Below are 15,530 nucleotides of genomic sequence, written 5' to 3' on the forward strand. Positions count from 1 at the left end.
AGAGGCGATGAACCTCCGATATAAGCTATCTGTAACAATAGCACGTTTTCATCTCCTTGCAAAAAAACAGTTAGCACAACTTTTAAAAGCAAAAACGAGGAATTGTCCGATAAACCCTTATATAAAACTTATAAAATAAAAATTGCATAGATTTTATAATGAGAAGCTGTTTTTTGCGACTTTTCTTTCGTAGATGCCTATCCCTATACTGAAACAGTTGAATTAAGCGAGTGTATCAACCACGGAGGTGCTTTACGTGCTAGCATTCAAAAATGTAACGAAACGTTTTGGGAGCGGGACCAAACCCGCAGTCAATAATTTGAACCTTTCTATAGAAAAGGGGGAGTTTGTCGTATTTATCGGTCCGAGTGGATGCGGAAAAACCACAACGATGAAAATGATTAACCGGCTGATTGATACGACAGATGGTGAAATAAAAGTGAATGGAGAAGATGTAACGCAAAAGGATCCTGTACAGCTTCGCCGTTCCATTGGGTATGTCATTCAGCAAATTGGCCTTATTCCACATATGACCGTTGCAGAAAATATTGTACTCGTTGGCTCTTTGTTGAAATGGGATAAGGAAAAAAAAGAAAAACGGGCAAAAGAACTGATTAAGCTTGTCAATTTACCGGAGTCGTATCTCGAGCGTTATCCCCACGAACTAAGCGGCGGTCAGCAACAGCGCATCGGGGTGTTGCGGGCACTGGCGGCAGATCCGCCGTTAATCTTGATGGATGAGCCTTTTGGGGCTCTGGACCCGATTACGCGTGATTCCCTTCAGGATGAGTTTAAAAAACTGCAAAAAGAAGTGGACAAAACGATCGTTTTCGTCACGCACGATATGGACGAGGCGATCAAATTAGGAGATAAAATTGTGATCATGAATGAAGGAGAAATCGTTCAGGCGGACACACCGGAGGCTATTCTTCGCCATCCCGCGAACGAATTTGTGGAAGATTTCATCGGTAAAGATCGGTTGCTGCAAAGCCGGCCCGATGTCACCACCGTCGAGCAGATTATGAACGCCAATCCAATCACGATCAACACCGACGAAACATTGAAAGACGCGATTCAAAAAATGCGTGCGAAACGTGTGGATTCCCTGCTTGTGATCGATGGAGAGCATAAGCTTCAAGGGTATATTGACGTGGAAATGGTGGATCTCCATTATCGAACATCGACTTATGTGCATGAAGCAATGAATACCCAAGAGTATGCTGTGCAAAAAGACAGTTTGCTGCGTGACACGGTGCACAAGATGTTACGTCGGGGAAGTCCATATGTGACGGTCGTTGACGCATCCAACCGTCTTCAAGGAATCGTGACACGCGCGACACTTGCCGATATGGTGTACGACACCATTTGGGGTGATGGCATTACAACAGAAGTTGCCACCGCTGGCGCTAATGACTAAAAGGAGGCGACAAAAGAATGGATGCAATTCTTGATGTTTTTTCTACCTATGGGTGGGATTTGCTCACGAAAACGGGCGAGCATATGTACATTTCATTTGCGGCGATTTTCTTGGGTGTCCTTGTCGCTGTGCCCGTCGGGGTTTTCCTTACCCGTATTCCCGCAGTGGCTGATCGGTTAATCTCTTTCGTCGGTATTCTACAAACCATCCCAAGCCTGGCCATTCTTGCTTTTTTCATGCCTATATTGGGAGTCGGGATGACACCGGCGATCATTGCCTTATTCGTTTATTCCGTGCTTCCGATTTTGAGGAACACTTATACAGGTGTCAAAGACGTCGATGCAAATGTGTTGGAAGCAGCGAAAGGCATGGGCATGAGCAATATCGAAACGATTCGTAAAATCGAACTCCCAATGGCTCTCCCCGTTATCATGGCAGGCATTCGTTTTGCTACCGTCTATTTAATCGGTTGGGCAACGCTTGCTGCTTTTATTGGCGGCGGTGGGCTTGGTGATCTCATTTTTGACGGTTTGAACCTATATCAACCAGAGCTCATCGTCCTTGGAACAATACCGGCAACAATTTTAGCCTTGCTAGCCAATTGGGGGCTTTCGCTTTTGGAAAAAAGGATGACACCCGAGCCACTGAGAGAAACCACTTGAGGGGGAGATACTTATGAAAAAAAGAGGAACCGCTGTAATGTTGGCGACCATGCTCCTTCTTTCGGGGTGTGCGCTGCCCGGACTTGGCGGTCCATCCGATAGCACGATTCGAATTGGAACGCTCGATACGGTTGAATCAGAAGTTTGGGGAAATATCATTGCTCAAATGATTGAACACCATACCGACTTGGAAACGGAGCTGATCACAAATCTCGGGTCTTCCATTGTCCAGCATCAAGCGATGATGAATGATGAAGTTGATATCACATCCACTCGTTATACGGGCACAGATTTAGCCGGAGTTCTTGATATCGAGGGTGTAACGGATACCGAGAAAGCTATGGAAATCGTACAAGAAGAATTCGACCAACAATTTAATCAGACGTGGGGAGACTCTTATGGCTTTGAGAACAGTTATACCGTTTCTGTGCCGGAAGCTTTTGCACAGGAACATGACATTCAACATGTGGAAGACCTTGAAACGTTTGCCGGTGAAATGAATTTTGGCGTGGATAATGCTTGGGTCAACCGGGCAGGGGACGGTTACGAAGCATTTACGGAAACACACTTCCCGTTCGGAGATGTATACCCGATGGCGATAGGCCTCGTATATGACGCAGCTGCCAATGGCGATATGGATGCCGTGCTTGGTTATTCTTCGGATGGAAGAATTGCAGCTTATGATCTAACTGTACTTGAAGATGAATTTTTCCCGCCTTATGATGCATCTCCGGTTATTCAAAACGAAGTGGTCGAGGAACATCCGGATCTCGAGCCCATCCTCGATTCGCTCGCTGGTACGGTTTCGACGGAAGGTATGCAAGTCATGAATTATCAGGGGGATGTTAATCTCGTAAATCCATCCCATATCGCGGAACAATTCCTTAAGGAAAATAACTATTTTGAACAGGAGGTGAACGAGTGATGAGTGTGTGGGAACAGTTGGTGACCTACGTATCTCAAAATGGTTTTTACATTTTGGAAGAATTTTATCGTCATTTTTTAATGGCCGCTTACGGTGTTTTGTTCGCTGCCATTGTGGCCATTCCGCTAGGCATTTTGATCGCCCGTTACGGAAGGTTGGGCAAATGGGTGCTATCATTCGGGAGCATTATTCAAACCATTCCCGCCCTTGGTTTTATGGCGCTTCTGATGGTCACCCTTGGGTTGGGAACGACGACAGTGGTGACGACATTGTTTTTCTATTCCTTGCTTCCAATCATTCAAAATACGTATGTTGGTATGAAGGGCGTTGACGGAACCGTCATCGAAGCTGCCCATGCTTCCGGCATGACACGCTTTCAGCTGCTGCAAAAGGTAGAGCTTCCGTTGGCTGTCAGCGTAATTATGGCTGGAATACGCACCGCACTCGTTGTAGGGATCGGAATTGTCGCGATCGGGACGTTTGTCGGTGCCGGGGGTCTTGGCTCGATCATCGTGCGGGGAACCAATGCTACCGATGGAACGGCCATAATTTTGGCCGGGGCAGTGCCAACGGCATTGATGGCGATTATCGCCGATCTGTTGATGGGAAAGATCGAACGCAGTTTAAACCCTGCGAATAAAGCGAGCGCTGCTTCAAAATAAAAAGGAGGTCATCGTGGTGTACGTTGAATACGACGTAGAATGTCCATGTTCGGATGGCACTGTTCTCAGAGCGGACGTTTACCGTCCGGCAGGACAGGGGATCTATCCGGTTCTTCTCCTTCGCCTCCCTTACGACAAATCAAACCGTCATTATTATAAAGGTTATTTAGATGTGCCGAGAATGGTGGCGGCAGGATACGTGGTGATCCTTCAAGATGTGCGAGGCCGATATGCGTCCGATGGGACTTATTATCCGTTTGTGTATGAAAGAAAAGATGGTTACGAAGCCGTGGAATGGGCGGCTGCACTTCCTTATGCCAATGGCAAAGTAGGAATGTTTGGCATGTCTTATCACGGATACACCCAATTGGCAGCCGCTGCAGAAACGCCGCCCTCTCTTTATGCCATTGCTCCGGTTATGGCAATCGCGGATGGATGGGTCGATATGGTACAGGACGAGACCATGCCGTTCGATCAAGGGAGTCTGGCAACGTGGGCTTTGGAATCGATCCTCCCTGATCAATTAAAGCGACAAGATCGTGACAAAGAACTAGAACGTGCTCATGCTTATATTGATGAATTACCCTTCCGCCTTCACGATCAGCCGATTCGTGAGTGGGCACCCATAAAAAAGACAGTTCCCAATTCCTTTTACTTCGATTTTGTTAATCGTCAAATCACTGAACAAACCATCCAACAGGTGGATGTACGGGAGAAGTTGAAGCATATTCATATTCCTGCCCTTTTTATCGGTGGCTGGTTTGATTCTCTTTTGGGGCAAACGCTTGGGGCTTACCAACAATTTGGCGGGAAACGAATGCTTTGGATTGGCCCGTGGACCCATTCCAATCTGGACGGTTGGGCAGGCGACGTCTTTTTTGAACATGCCACTTCTCCATTAGGGGTTGATCAACTAAAAGATCTCACAGACCTCCATATTAAATGGTTTGGCCACTGGCTCAAAGACAAACCGTTGAACATCGAAAAGCCGGTGCACGTTTATCACATGGGAAAGCGCCGATGGGATGGACAAGAACGCTGGCCGCCGAATAATGCCGGCATTTCCCGTTATCATCTGAACCATCACGAGAATACGAGCTTGCAAAACAGCGTTCGGACACTGGAAAAAAAGAAACCGGAAACCAACCAGACTGATCAATGTCCAAGAAACCCAGCGGCTCCATTTCCCACACGCGGCGGAAATTTGTTAATGGCAGGGCATGGAGCAGGGATGTTCGAACAAGGAGACCTGCACGAGAGGGAGGATGCCCTCGTCTTTACAACGCAACCTTTGGATATACCGCTAGAGGTTCTTGGCACCATTGCAGCAAATGTATGGGTGTCCAGCGATTCGCCGCTTTTGGATTTGTTTCTGCAAGTGAGCGATGTCACTCCCGACGGAAAAGTGTACAATGTGGTCGATACGTTTATACGAAGAACGGTGGATGATCGCGGAAGACCACGACACGTACAGGTTGACCTAACGCCCACAAGTTATCGCTTTGGGAAAGGGCACGCGATTCGCCTGGCAATTGCAGGCAGCAATGCACCTCGCTTTGATGTTAACCAAAATAATGGCACGACATCGAGAACCGCGACGGGCGGAGTACCTGCCAACGATATCCTTTATTATGGAGGGCAGTATCCTTCCTCCCTTTCGATCCCGATAAGGTAAAGGAAGGCCATTGAAAATTAAGCAAGAGAGGGCCCCGTTTTCGGAGCCCTCTCGCACTTTATCTCTAATCTTCTGTGTCTCCCTCGACGTTTTCGTCGCCTTCAGCTCCATCGTTGTCATCGCTTTCGCCGCTGTCACCGTTGTCATCATCTGTATCATCGTCTTCTTCGCTATCTCCATTGGTTTCGCCATTATCATTGGAATCATCTTCAGGTTGTTCATCCGTTGGTTCTTCCATTGGCTCTTCCGGTGCTTCCTCCTCCGGCGCTTCTTCCGTTGGTTCTTCGGTTGGTTCCTCTGTTGGTTCTTCTGGTTCTTCTTCCACCGGTTCTTCTTCTGTCTCTTCCTCCTCGGTGGAGTCATCGGTCGGTTCTTCTTCCTCGGTAGATTCATCGATGGATTCTTCCTCAGGCGCTTCTTCAATCGGCTCATCGGAAGTGTCTTCCTCCAAAGGGTCATCTATATCGCTTTCTTCCTCCGATGGTTCGGAATCACGATCAGAAGAATCATCTTGCTGTGGTGTTGTCGGTTCGGTGCCGCACACAAATAGTTCACCGTCCCCGCAAACGGAATCAGGGCGTGCAAAATCTTCGGTTCCTTCTCCTGCGTGGACGTGGGTCATTACATGGCGGAATATATCCCTTGCGATTTGCTGCTCTTCACCTGAGGATAAATAGCCGCTTCCGCGTCCATCCCCATATCCTGTCCAGACAGCAGCAGTATAACGGGTCGTATAACCGTTAAACCAAATGTCCGGAACACCTCCGTCCGGGACCCCATACCGATCTCTTTCTTCTTGGGAAAAGTTAGAAGTTCCCGTTTTTCCGGCGAGCGGCAAACCGTCCACATTTGCCCGCTGTCCGGTTCCGGCTGAATCAGTAACGACTCCTTTGAGCATATCCGACATCATATAGGCGGTGTAATCGTTCATGGCTCGTTCCGATTCCGGGTTAAGTTCTATTTCCTGCCCATCCCGGAAAACAACCTTACGCACGCTGTGGGGTTCATTGTATGTGCCGCCATTTCCGAAGGCAGCGTATGCACCTGCCATATCGAGACTCGACACCCCGTCGCTAAATCCTCCCAAAGCGTAGCTTTCCTCAATGTTATTTTCAAAGGAGAGCCCAAGGCCTTCCGCGAACGACTGAGCGTTTTCAAGCCCAACTTCCTGCATTGCTTTTACCGCTGGAATATTTAATGAACGCACCAACGATTCGCGCATGGAAACACTTCCGCTATAGTTGCCGCTATAGTTTCTAATTGGCGTGCCATCGGAATATTCATGCGGGGCATCGACAATCTGTTCTCCGGTGGACCATTGCAATTCGTCTATCGCTGGTCCATAATCCAGCAACGGTTTTACGGTGGAGCCAGGTTGGCCGCTGGCTGCAGTTGCATGATTCCAGCCTCTTTCAGCCTCGCTTTCCTGTCGATTGCCAACAATGGCGCGAATCGCTCCGGTTTGGGTATCCAAAAGGGTAAAACCAACCTGGAACTGTTCATCATCCGGATATTGATGGAGGTATTCGTCGCTTTGAATCACATCTTCGGCATACTGCTGCGCATCCGGTTCAATGGTTGTATAAATATCAAAACCCGCGGCGTACAAGTCGATCGTCTCTAATCCGTCGATGGATTCCACTTCCTCCATGACATGGTCGACAAAGGATTGGTATGCGAAGTCATTATTCGCCGGTGTAAAATCCAATTGGTCTTCAATAGATACGGATTTGGCCTCTTCTGCTTCGTCATTCGTAATGAACGCTTGGTCTTCCATCATGGAAAGAATCAAGTTTCTCCGCTGTTCGGCGGCTTCCGGATTACTGTCCGGGTTGTAGTAAGAAGGACGGCGTGGGATGGCTGCCAACACGGCTGCATCTGCAATGGAGAGCTCGCTTAAATCTTCTTTGTTGAAATAGCGAATGGAGGCTTCTCCAACTCCCCATGCACCGCTGTCAAAATAACTGATATTCAAATACATTTCCAAAATCTCATCTTTGGAATATTGGCGTTCCATTTGCAAAGAAAGCCACTGTTCCTGCACCTTTCGCTTGATGGTTTGATCTGTGGACAGGAACGCTTGCTTGACGAGTTGTTGCGTAATGGTGCTCGCCCCTTCGGCCCCGAAGCCATCGGTAATATTTGCGGCGATGGCCCCGCCGATTCTATAAAGATCAATCCCTCCATGATCATAAAAGCGCGTATCTTCAACGGCGATAAAAGCATTTTTTAAATGCTCGGGCATTTCTTCGATATCGCGATACGTACGATTTTCAGTGCCTTGCAGTCTGCCGACTTCCTGATTGTTCATGTCGTAGATGGTTGCTCCCTCGGCAAATACCAGCTCATCAGAATCCAGGGGGGAGCATCCCAAATATACGCTGTTGCTGTTGCAGTGCCGGCAAGGGCGGTGATTAACAAGACGATCAGCGCGCTGATCGTCACTTTTTTAATTGTGGGACGTTTTTTATTTTTTCTCCGCGCCGTTTTTTCCGCGTTTCGTTTTTCCGTCCTCGAATGGTACTCGGTCATTCGTGCCTCCTCATTTCAATGCATGAAGAAAGAACTGTCTCTGGAAGGATCGCCTGTATTATATAAATATCTTAATTTTCAATCATACAAACAGGGTGAATAAGCTTGATCGGTTGATTATCTCGTGGAATGTTAGGAAAAATAAAAATGCTAAAAATTTTTTCTGAAGTCTCCCATTTTCCAAAGAACATATTCTTTCGAAAAAGATGATGCGTATTTCCATTACTTATTGTAATACAGCTGTCTTAAAACAGCAATGAAAATCTTTTCATCAAGCGCTTACATACATATATTTGTCACATAGGGTCAAACTACGGTTAATCGTAAAGGAGGTAGATAGCTTGGCAAAGCCGGATGATCGGTCCGATAACCCGGAAAGAATTGAAAGAAATATCGGGCATACGATGCAAAATAGGAATGAGGCAGAGGATTACCTAAAAGCCCACGCCGATGAAATGAGCGAAGAACAAAAGCAACAAATTGAAGAAAAGAATGAGCGCCGCGAAGAAAGCATCGAGGCGATGCGTGATGAAATTAAGGATGAAGTTCGCGACCAGCGGTACGATTAAAATGTAAAATCAATCAGGCAAGTCATTGTTTTAAGTGCGATGGCTTGCCTGGTTTTATTTGTAAAATTGTGTTATAATACGTTGAATATAAAAGAAATTTTTTCTGACCGGAGATGCAAATGGACAAGGTACGAAGGTCTCCTCAGTCGCGCTATCCTCGGATGTATGTACATCGTTTCGGGGTTATTTTTTTTGGGAATCATTTACGGGAATTAGTAAGGACTACATACTATGGACATCAATCAATTGATTTTAATCGTGTTGGCGATTTTTCTTGTCGTCAGCGCGATCGACTACGTTTTAGGTTCCAGGCTTGGGCTTGGCGACAAATTTATGGAAGCGTTTCGCATGATGGGACCGCTCGCGCTTGTGATTGTAGGCATCGTGGCAGTGGCGCCGATTTTAGCCGAGGGTCTTCAGTGGGTGAGCGGTCCGCTTCATATCTGGTTCGGTGTTGACCCGGCGGCGTTGATGAACACGTTTCTTGCCCTTGATCTGGGCGGGTACGCGCTTGCTGTTGAATTGGGAGAAAAAGAAGCCACCGCTGTATTTTCCTGGGTTTTCATCGGTTCGATCTATGGTGCGACGATTTCCTTTACGGTGCCGGTCGCGATTGGCTTGCTCAGGCAGGAGGATGTGCCATTTTTCACGCGCGGCATTTTATTTGGCCTTGTTTGCGCGCCATTCGGTTGCATCTTGGGAGGGCTTGTGGCCGGTTTTTCGTTCGCCATGATGGTTATTAACTTAATCCCGGCTTTACTGTTCTCGGGTCTCATTGCCGTTGGGCTTGTATTTTATCAAAAGGGGACGGTGCGCCTATTTACTTTACTGGGAAAAGGGATTACAGTGGTTGCCGTGATCGGTATTGTTTTACTTGGAGTCGAAGCACTCCTCCCATTCCTATCGATTCCTGGGCTTGCTCCACTGTCGGAAGGGATGACGATTGTCGGACAGGTTGTTCTCGTTTTAGCCGGCGCATTCCCGCTGGTGTACGTATTGACTCGGGTGTTGGAGCGGCCCTTGGAGCGCATAGGTGGAAAAATAGGGCTGAATGAGCAAGCTGGCGCCGGCTTGCTGGCGTCACTTGCCCACGCGATTCCGGCATTTGCCATGTTTCCCGAGATGAACAACCGGGGAAAAATTATCGTGGCCGCCTTTTGTGTCAGCGGAGCATTTGTACTTGGCGGCCACCTCGGTTTTGTCGCGGGTATTAACGCCGATGTCGTGTTTGCCATGGTTGTTGGCAAGTTCGGGGGCGGTCTTGCCGCGGCCGTGCTCGCTTGGGCAGTGACTCGTCCCGTAGATGTAAATCAGGCGTAGTGCGTCTTTAACTCTTTCGTTATTTTCGGTTTCACTTATTCATTCCGTTCCTCAATTTGGTCCACTTTCCCGTCTGAAAGAGTGATCACACGATCGCAAAAGCGAAATAAACGGGTGTCATGCGTAACCATAACTGCCGCTATTTGCTGTTGCCTGACTTGGGTGGCCAAAGTTTCCACCACTTCTTGTCCTCTGGAGGCATCCAGGCTTGCGGTCGGCTCATCGGCAAGCAGCAATTGCGGATCGTTCATCCATGCACGCGCGATGGCGACCCGTTGCCGTTCTCCTCCGGATAAATGAACGGGGTAATGACGGCGGCGATGATCAAGACCAAGCATATCCAATAACTCGTCGGCGCGTTTTTTTGCTTTTTGCTTCGGGATTTTACCGATCTTTCCGATATAGAGCAACTGATCCTCAACGTTTAGATAAGGGATCAAATGAGCGGACTGAAAAATAAACCCTATTTGATGCAAGCGTACATTTGCGCTTTCTTTCGCATTTAAACGTGACAGAGATTGGCCATCGAGAAGCAAATGGCCGCGAGTTGGGGTGAGAAGTGTACCTGCCACGGACAGAAGTGTGCTTTTCCCCGAACCTGATGGTCCGGTAATGGCTACGAATTCCCCGGCATGAATCGAGAAGTTTATACTTTCTAAAATGGTCGTTGTATGGTCGCCTGTTCCAAATCCAACGTGTAAATCTTCCATTAAAAGTTTTGCTGTCATGCTTCCATTCCTCCAATTGCTTCAAGCGCATCCACTTTTTTGACTTTATATAATGAAAGAAGAGAGCCGAGAATGGCAACGAAAATAAATATACCGGCAAGGATGGCGACCAAATTCATCGGGAGCATAAACGGCATATCCGCCGGTAATAGGGTTGCGGCAAGAAAAGTTGCACCGATACCTGCACCTGCACTAACGACGGTGACGAGCCCGACTTGAATAAGGATCGTATTGGCCAAGCCACTCAGTTTCGCGCCGAGTGCCTTTAAAATTCCGAACTGAGTCAGCTTCTGAATGGTGATGACATAAAAAAAGGCAGCAACGACGAACGCTGAAATGATAAACAAAAAGATAATCATCATCCACAATGACCCTTGTTCCTCGCTATAGCCGGGAATGCCGGAAAGGGAATCTTGAATGGTAACGACTTCTGCCTCATCCATTTCGCTATTTAACGTATTCACGACGTCATCACCGGTGTCGGGGAGAACGAGCGCGCTGGCAAGCAATTCATCCCTGCCGCTTAATTCGAGCCAGTCGTCTTCGGTCATATACAGCACAGGGGTGTGGCTGTATCTTTGATCGTTGGTGAAGCCGGAGATCGAAAATATCTCCTCCGTCGTATCTTCCTGAAATTCATCGCCAACGCTATATCCTTCTTCTTGAATGGATAGATCGGCTAGTACTTCCCCCTGTTCCGTCGGCCTTTCCCCTTCGACAACCTCCGGAAATAGTGCAGAGTTATGGTCAACGAAAAATTTGGCCACATCTGTGATCGTTTCTGTCTCGTCCTGAATGGTTCCTTGATGGATACCCAGGATCTGAGCTTCTTCTACGACATTGTCAACCGTTTGTTGATCTGTGTCAGTGATCAAAGAGCGTGTGAGTTGCAATTCTGCTTCTTCATCGATCACAAAATATTCCGCTTCTTCCCCCATGTTTATAATCGAAGAAGCATTGTCATCGGCAAGCCCTTGGGCAAGCCCGGAAACAAATAGCACTAAGAAGGATAATAGAAAAATAATCAACGCTACCATCATATAGCGGAGTTTAAAATAAAACAGCTCTCTAATCGCTAAAAACATATAATGACCTCCCTTTCTCCTTTTCAGCATGCAGGAGGTCTATGAACGCAATATGAATAAAAAGACACGGAAGTTTGACAGTTGCTTATGACTTGGGGGGAAAAATAGAAAAGAGAGGAGAAAGATGGTCACCAGTCTCCTCGATGGAGGGTTTGTGGCTAAACTTTATCTTACCTTTTTTAACCCAACTTCAAGATCGATGGAACGACGGGACAGCAAATCGATGACTTCTTCTTGATTTTCTTGCTTTCGCTCGATGTTTCGGGTGGTATCATTGATTTCTCTTACGGATTGTTCGAGTTGATTAAAGCGTTTTTCATTTTCTTCTTTCATAGATGCAACTTCTTCTTTCAGAGAGCCAACCTCTCCGTGAAGGGACCCAACATCATTCTTGATAGAGTCAACCTCTCTTTGAAGGGAACCTACATCTTCCTTAATTGACCCAACTTCCACTCCGAGCGATTGAACTTCTTTTAAAATTTGCGATAAAACTTCATTGTTTTGCTCCAACTTCGACCTCTCCTTTTTTTGTTATTCTCCGTGTCACGATTGCTAAAATCTATTATACCTTCCTTCTATTCAAATCGTAAATATAGAGAATAATTTTATTATAGCACATAAATAGAAACGCATGTTCCCTTATATAATTTTTGTTAAAACGCTATTTTTTCGAGATAATGATAGGGAGGAGGTGGCAGGCATGATTTCTTTATTGCTCGCGGATGACGACCCCCATCTTCGGGAATTTGTGAGTGGTGATTTAGAAAATGAAGGTTACCGTGTCTTCCCTGCGGAAGACGGAGAGGTTGCTTTATCGATCCTGGAAAAAAATAGCATCCATTTGGCTATTGTCGACATTATGATGCCGAATGTCGATGGCTTTGCTTTATGTAAAGACATTCGCTCTTTGTATGATATTCCCGTGATAATGTTGACAGCAAGGGGAGAACTGGAAGACAAAGCGAAAGGGTTTGCGGCAGGAACGGATGATTATGTCACAAAGCCATTCGAACGAAAGGAACTGATTTTCCGGATAAAAGCATTGCTTCGCCGTTTTCAGTTCGTGAATCAAGAAACGGTCACCATCGGCGATGTGACGATTGACCGCAGAAGTTTCGAGGTTACGTGTAACGGAAAAACGATGATGCTTCCGATGAAAGAATTTGATCTCCTCGCTCAACTGGCAAGTTTTCCGAATCAAACGTTCACACGTGAAATGTTAATTGAAATCATTTGGGGCCGAGCCTTCACGGGAGATGATCGTACCGTCGATGTTCACGTTAAACGATTACGCGAACGATTTTCGAAAGCGACGGATGCTTTTTCCATTCGTACGGTCCGCGGAGTTGGGTATAAAATGGAGGTTCACCATTGAAAAGTTTTTATGTCCGCACCGTTATCATCACACTTTCGGTTATGATTATCAGCAGCCTGCTCGCCTTTTTTATTAGCAATGTGTATTACCAATTTTCCTTAAAACCCGAAAATGATGCGCAGATTTCAACTTTTGCCAAGAACATACAACAGTACACGGAACGTGAAGCAGACGGAGTTTCCTCAGCTTACTTTTCCCATGTCGGCGATTTGGGCTACCAACTTGTTTTGTTTGATGAGAACAAAAACATGAGTCAATTTGGAAGTGCGTTTCGGGATTTGGCGTTGCCGGAACACGAAATCAAAAAGGTTCTCGCCGGCGGGGAATACCACGGGGTATCTGAACAGCCTGCCGGACTCTTTACGACTGGTTTTTTTAATAACGAGCTAAGGAATACGATTGGTGTTCCGGTGGAAACGACAGAAGGGACTGCGGCGCTGTTTATGCGGCCGGACCACCAACAGCAATTGGGGGAATTCCGCGTTTTTCTTGCTGTGCTACTCGTGCTCACCGTCGTTTTAAGCTTTCTTTTTGTAGCATTGGCTGCCCGCAGAATCGTAAAACCGGTCACTTCTTTAACGGATGCGACAAAGAAGATTTCCGATGGTTTTTTGATATTGAATTGAATGTTAATCGCAGAGATGAAATAGGCCAGCTAGCCCAACATTTCACATCCATGAGCAAAGACCTTCGGCAGCTTGAAGCGATGCGCCAAGAATTTGTTTCCAATGTATCCCATGAAATTCAGTCTCCGCTTTCGACGATTCGCGGCATCACACAAACACTCCAACAATCGGAATTGGAAGAAGAACAAAAGCAAAAGTATCTGCAGATCATAGGAAAGGAAAGCACTCGGCTGTCCACATTAAGCAAACAATTGCTGACGTTGTCCCATTTGGACAACGAAGAGAAAATCGACAATAAAAACCCCGTTGATATCCAGCAACAATTGAAGGATATTATGCAGACGCTCCGTTTTCAATGGCAGGAAAAAGAATTGTATATTGAAATCAATGGGTCAGCGGAAAAAGCGATAGGGGAAGCAAACTTGCTGTATCAAGTTTGGATGAACTTGATGACAAATGCGATTAAATATAGTGACATCGGTGGGGACATTCACATTGACATGCAACGGGAAAATGGAACAGTAAACATTACCATTCAAGACCATGGCGTTGGCATGAAGGCGGAAGAGGTCGGAAAAATATTCGAACGTTTCTATAAAGGGGATCGAGCACGCACCCCGGGAAATGGAAGCACCGGCCTTGGGCTTGCGATCGTGAAAAAAATCATCGATCTCCATGGCGGAGAGATCGATGTGGAAAGTGAGCCCGGAAAAGGGACAAAAGTGAGTGTCCGCTTAAAAGCAACGAGGTAACGTTCTTCAACTCTGCCCTAGAGGGGCTGCTTTTCCGGCTGGTTTCCGAAAAGAGTAAAGTGCAAAACCGAGCGCCAGTATCACGAGCACGCTTCCGGCCCATGCGGTGGTCTCCACAGATGATTGCTGGACGACGAGCCCGCCGAACCCGGAGCCGGTGGCGATCCCGAACTGCAAGGCAGACGTATTCACACTTTGTTGGATATCTGATGTCTCCGGTGCCGTTTGGATCAGATAGCTTTGTTGGGCGGGTGCGATGGACCAGCTTAACATGCCCCAGATGACAAGCGCGAGCGGAAAAAGCACGGATGAATAGGTGGAAAGAGGCAGGAGAAACAAAACGATCGCGAACAAGATAATAAAAGAAACAACGGTCCGCTGGGGACCAAAGCGGTCGGTCATCCATCCGCCGACGCCGCCCCCGGACACCGCGGATATGCCAAATACGAAAAAGGCAACGCTCACCCAAAACGGTTCCAGCCCCATCGTTGTTTGCAAAAACGGGGCAAAATATCCATAAAGCGTGTAATGGCCGGCAAGGATCAACAACGTAACGATATGGGCACTGAAGATTTTTTTACTTTTCAACGATGCGATTTGTTGGCGTAAAGAGGTGACGTGATCAGGTTTGATCGGTTCGAGAAAATAAAAAATGATCACACCTGCGACCAACGTTAGCATCGCGATTAACAGAAAGAGCATGCGCCATCCAAGCATGTCTCCGACGAGCACTCCGATCGGAACGCCCAGGACGAGTGCGGAACTTACGCCCATTGTAATAATCCCGATGCTTCGGGAACGATACGCAGGTTCGACGATTTTCGGAGCGATCGTTAGCGACAAAACGATGATTAAGGCGGCGCTCATCGCTGTCACGACTCGTGCAACGATAAGCGTTTCGAAATTCGGACTCACGAATGCAAAGAGATTGGCAAAAAAGAAAACGGCAAGAGAGCTCATATATAAACGTTTTCGCTCGATTTTTGAGGTTAGAGACAGTAAGACAGGGCCTGAAATCGCGAAGATAAGGGCAAAAACCGTGATCAACTGGCCGGCTGCCGCGACGGAAACGTTTAAATCCTCGGCAATTAACGGCAATATTCCTCCGATGATCAATTCAACCATGCCGACGACGAATGCTGATACGGCAAGTACATAAACACGAAAATTCATGATATCGGACCTCATTTTCCACGTTGTTA

The 15,530-nt window shown here is 47.0% G+C and carries 16 protein-coding genes; 10 read left to right on the forward strand and 6 right to left on the reverse strand.

What is annotated here, in order from left to right:
* Positions 1-256 precede the first annotated feature (256 nt).
* Genes EPH95_RS16500 through EPH95_RS16520 form a run of 5 tightly spaced genes read left to right on the forward strand, consistent with a single transcriptional unit; the run spans position 257 to position 5,341 of the window.
* Complete coding sequence (locus EPH95_RS16500; protein WP_142091083.1) at positions 257-1,417, forward strand: betaine/proline/choline family ABC transporter ATP-binding protein; 1,161 nt, start codon at positions 257-259, stop codon at positions 1,415-1,417.
* A 17-nt stretch (positions 1,418-1,434) separates the two neighbouring features.
* The gene (locus EPH95_RS16505) at positions 1,435-2,079 is read left to right on the forward strand and encodes an ABC transporter permease (RefSeq protein ID WP_160141829.1); all 645 of its coding nucleotides are present in this window, start codon (positions 1,435-1,437) and stop codon (positions 2,077-2,079) included.
* 13 nt (positions 2,080-2,092) lie between these two features.
* Positions 2,093-3,004, forward strand: a complete 912-nt coding sequence (locus tag EPH95_RS16510) for an osmoprotectant ABC transporter substrate-binding protein (protein WP_142091084.1) — start codon at positions 2,093-2,095, stop codon at positions 3,002-3,004.
* On the forward strand, positions 3,004-3,666 hold the full coding sequence (locus EPH95_RS16515) for an ABC transporter permease (protein WP_142091657.1): 663 nt from the start codon (positions 3,004-3,006) through the stop codon (positions 3,664-3,666). The genes EPH95_RS16510 and EPH95_RS16515 overlap by 1 nt, the downstream gene beginning before the upstream one ends.
* Positions 3,667-3,679: 13 nt before the next feature.
* Positions 3,680-5,341, forward strand: a complete 1,662-nt coding sequence (locus EPH95_RS16520; protein WP_227003959.1) for a CocE/NonD family hydrolase — start codon at positions 3,680-3,682, stop codon at positions 5,339-5,341.
* 64 nt (positions 5,342-5,405) lie between these two features.
* On the opposite strand, the gene EPH95_RS16525 is transcribed toward EPH95_RS16520, so the two are convergent.
* Both EPH95_RS16525 and EPH95_RS16530 read right to left on the reverse strand, forming a co-directional pair.
* Complete coding sequence (locus EPH95_RS16525; protein ID WP_142091086.1) at positions 5,406-7,652, reverse strand: transglycosylase domain-containing protein; 2,247 nt, start codon at positions 7,650-7,652, stop codon at positions 5,406-5,408.
* On the reverse strand, positions 7,649-7,873 hold the full coding sequence (locus tag EPH95_RS16530) for a hypothetical protein (RefSeq protein ID WP_142091087.1): 225 nt from the start codon (positions 7,871-7,873) through the stop codon (positions 7,649-7,651). Before EPH95_RS16530 ends, EPH95_RS16525 begins: the two co-directional genes overlap by 4 nt.
* Positions 7,874-8,214: 341 nt before the next feature.
* Here EPH95_RS16530 and tlp point away from each other — a divergent pair, with 341 nt between their 5' ends.
* Complete coding sequence (tlp, locus tag EPH95_RS16535) at positions 8,215-8,442, forward strand: small acid-soluble spore protein Tlp (protein WP_142091088.1); 228 nt, start codon at positions 8,215-8,217, stop codon at positions 8,440-8,442.
* A 231-nt stretch (positions 8,443-8,673) separates the two neighbouring features.
* Entirely contained in the window at positions 8,674-9,762 is a 1,089-nt protein-coding gene (gene eutH, locus EPH95_RS16540; protein WP_142091089.1) for an ethanolamine utilization protein EutH, read from the forward strand.
* Between the two features lie 35 nt (positions 9,763-9,797).
* On the opposite strand, the gene EPH95_RS16545 is transcribed toward eutH, so the two are convergent.
* The 3 genes from EPH95_RS16545 to EPH95_RS16555 all read right to left on the reverse strand — a co-directional run bounded on the left by EPH95_RS16545 (position 9,798) and on the right by EPH95_RS16555 (position 12,085).
* Positions 9,798-10,490: an ABC transporter ATP-binding protein gene (locus tag EPH95_RS16545; protein WP_142091090.1), complete on the reverse strand. Its 693-nt coding sequence runs from the start codon at positions 10,488-10,490 to the stop codon at positions 9,798-9,800.
* On the reverse strand, positions 10,487-11,575 hold the full coding sequence (locus tag EPH95_RS16550) for an ABC transporter permease (protein WP_160141830.1): 1,089 nt from the start codon (positions 11,573-11,575) through the stop codon (positions 10,487-10,489). Before EPH95_RS16550 ends, EPH95_RS16545 begins: the two co-directional genes overlap by 4 nt.
* 165 nt (positions 11,576-11,740) lie before the next feature.
* Positions 11,741-12,085, reverse strand: a complete 345-nt coding sequence (locus EPH95_RS16555) for a hypothetical protein (protein WP_142091092.1) — start codon at positions 12,083-12,085, stop codon at positions 11,741-11,743.
* Positions 12,086-12,275: 190 nt separating this feature from the next.
* Between EPH95_RS16555 and EPH95_RS16560 the strand changes: the two genes are divergently transcribed.
* The 3 genes from EPH95_RS16560 to EPH95_RS16570 are packed head-to-tail and all read left to right on the forward strand — an operon-like array spanning position 12,276 to position 14,328.
* Positions 12,276-12,950 (forward strand): response regulator transcription factor, encoded by a 675-nt coding sequence (locus EPH95_RS16560; RefSeq protein WP_142091093.1) that lies wholly within the window; start codon positions 12,276-12,278, stop codon positions 12,948-12,950.
* Positions 12,947-13,576, forward strand: coding sequence for a hypothetical protein (locus EPH95_RS16565; protein ID WP_142091094.1), 630 nt, complete (start codon positions 12,947-12,949; stop codon positions 13,574-13,576). Before EPH95_RS16560 ends, EPH95_RS16565 begins: the two co-directional genes overlap by 4 nt.
* A complete protein-coding gene (locus tag EPH95_RS16570) occupies positions 13,573-14,328 on the forward strand; it encodes a HAMP domain-containing sensor histidine kinase (RefSeq protein ID WP_142091095.1) in 756 nt (251 codons plus the stop codon). Before EPH95_RS16565 ends, EPH95_RS16570 begins: the two co-directional genes overlap by 4 nt.
* Before the next feature lie 6 nt (positions 14,329-14,334).
* Here the strand turns inward: EPH95_RS16570 and EPH95_RS16575 are convergent, their stop codons facing one another.
* A complete protein-coding gene (locus EPH95_RS16575) occupies positions 14,335-15,501 on the reverse strand; it encodes an MFS transporter (RefSeq protein WP_142091096.1) in 1,167 nt (388 codons plus the stop codon).
* Between the last annotated feature and the right edge of the window lie 29 nt (positions 15,502-15,530).

The organism is Salicibibacter halophilus (assembly GCF_006740705.1).
Lineage (GTDB): Bacteria > Bacillota > Bacilli > Bacillales > Marinococcaceae > Salicibibacter > Salicibibacter halophilus.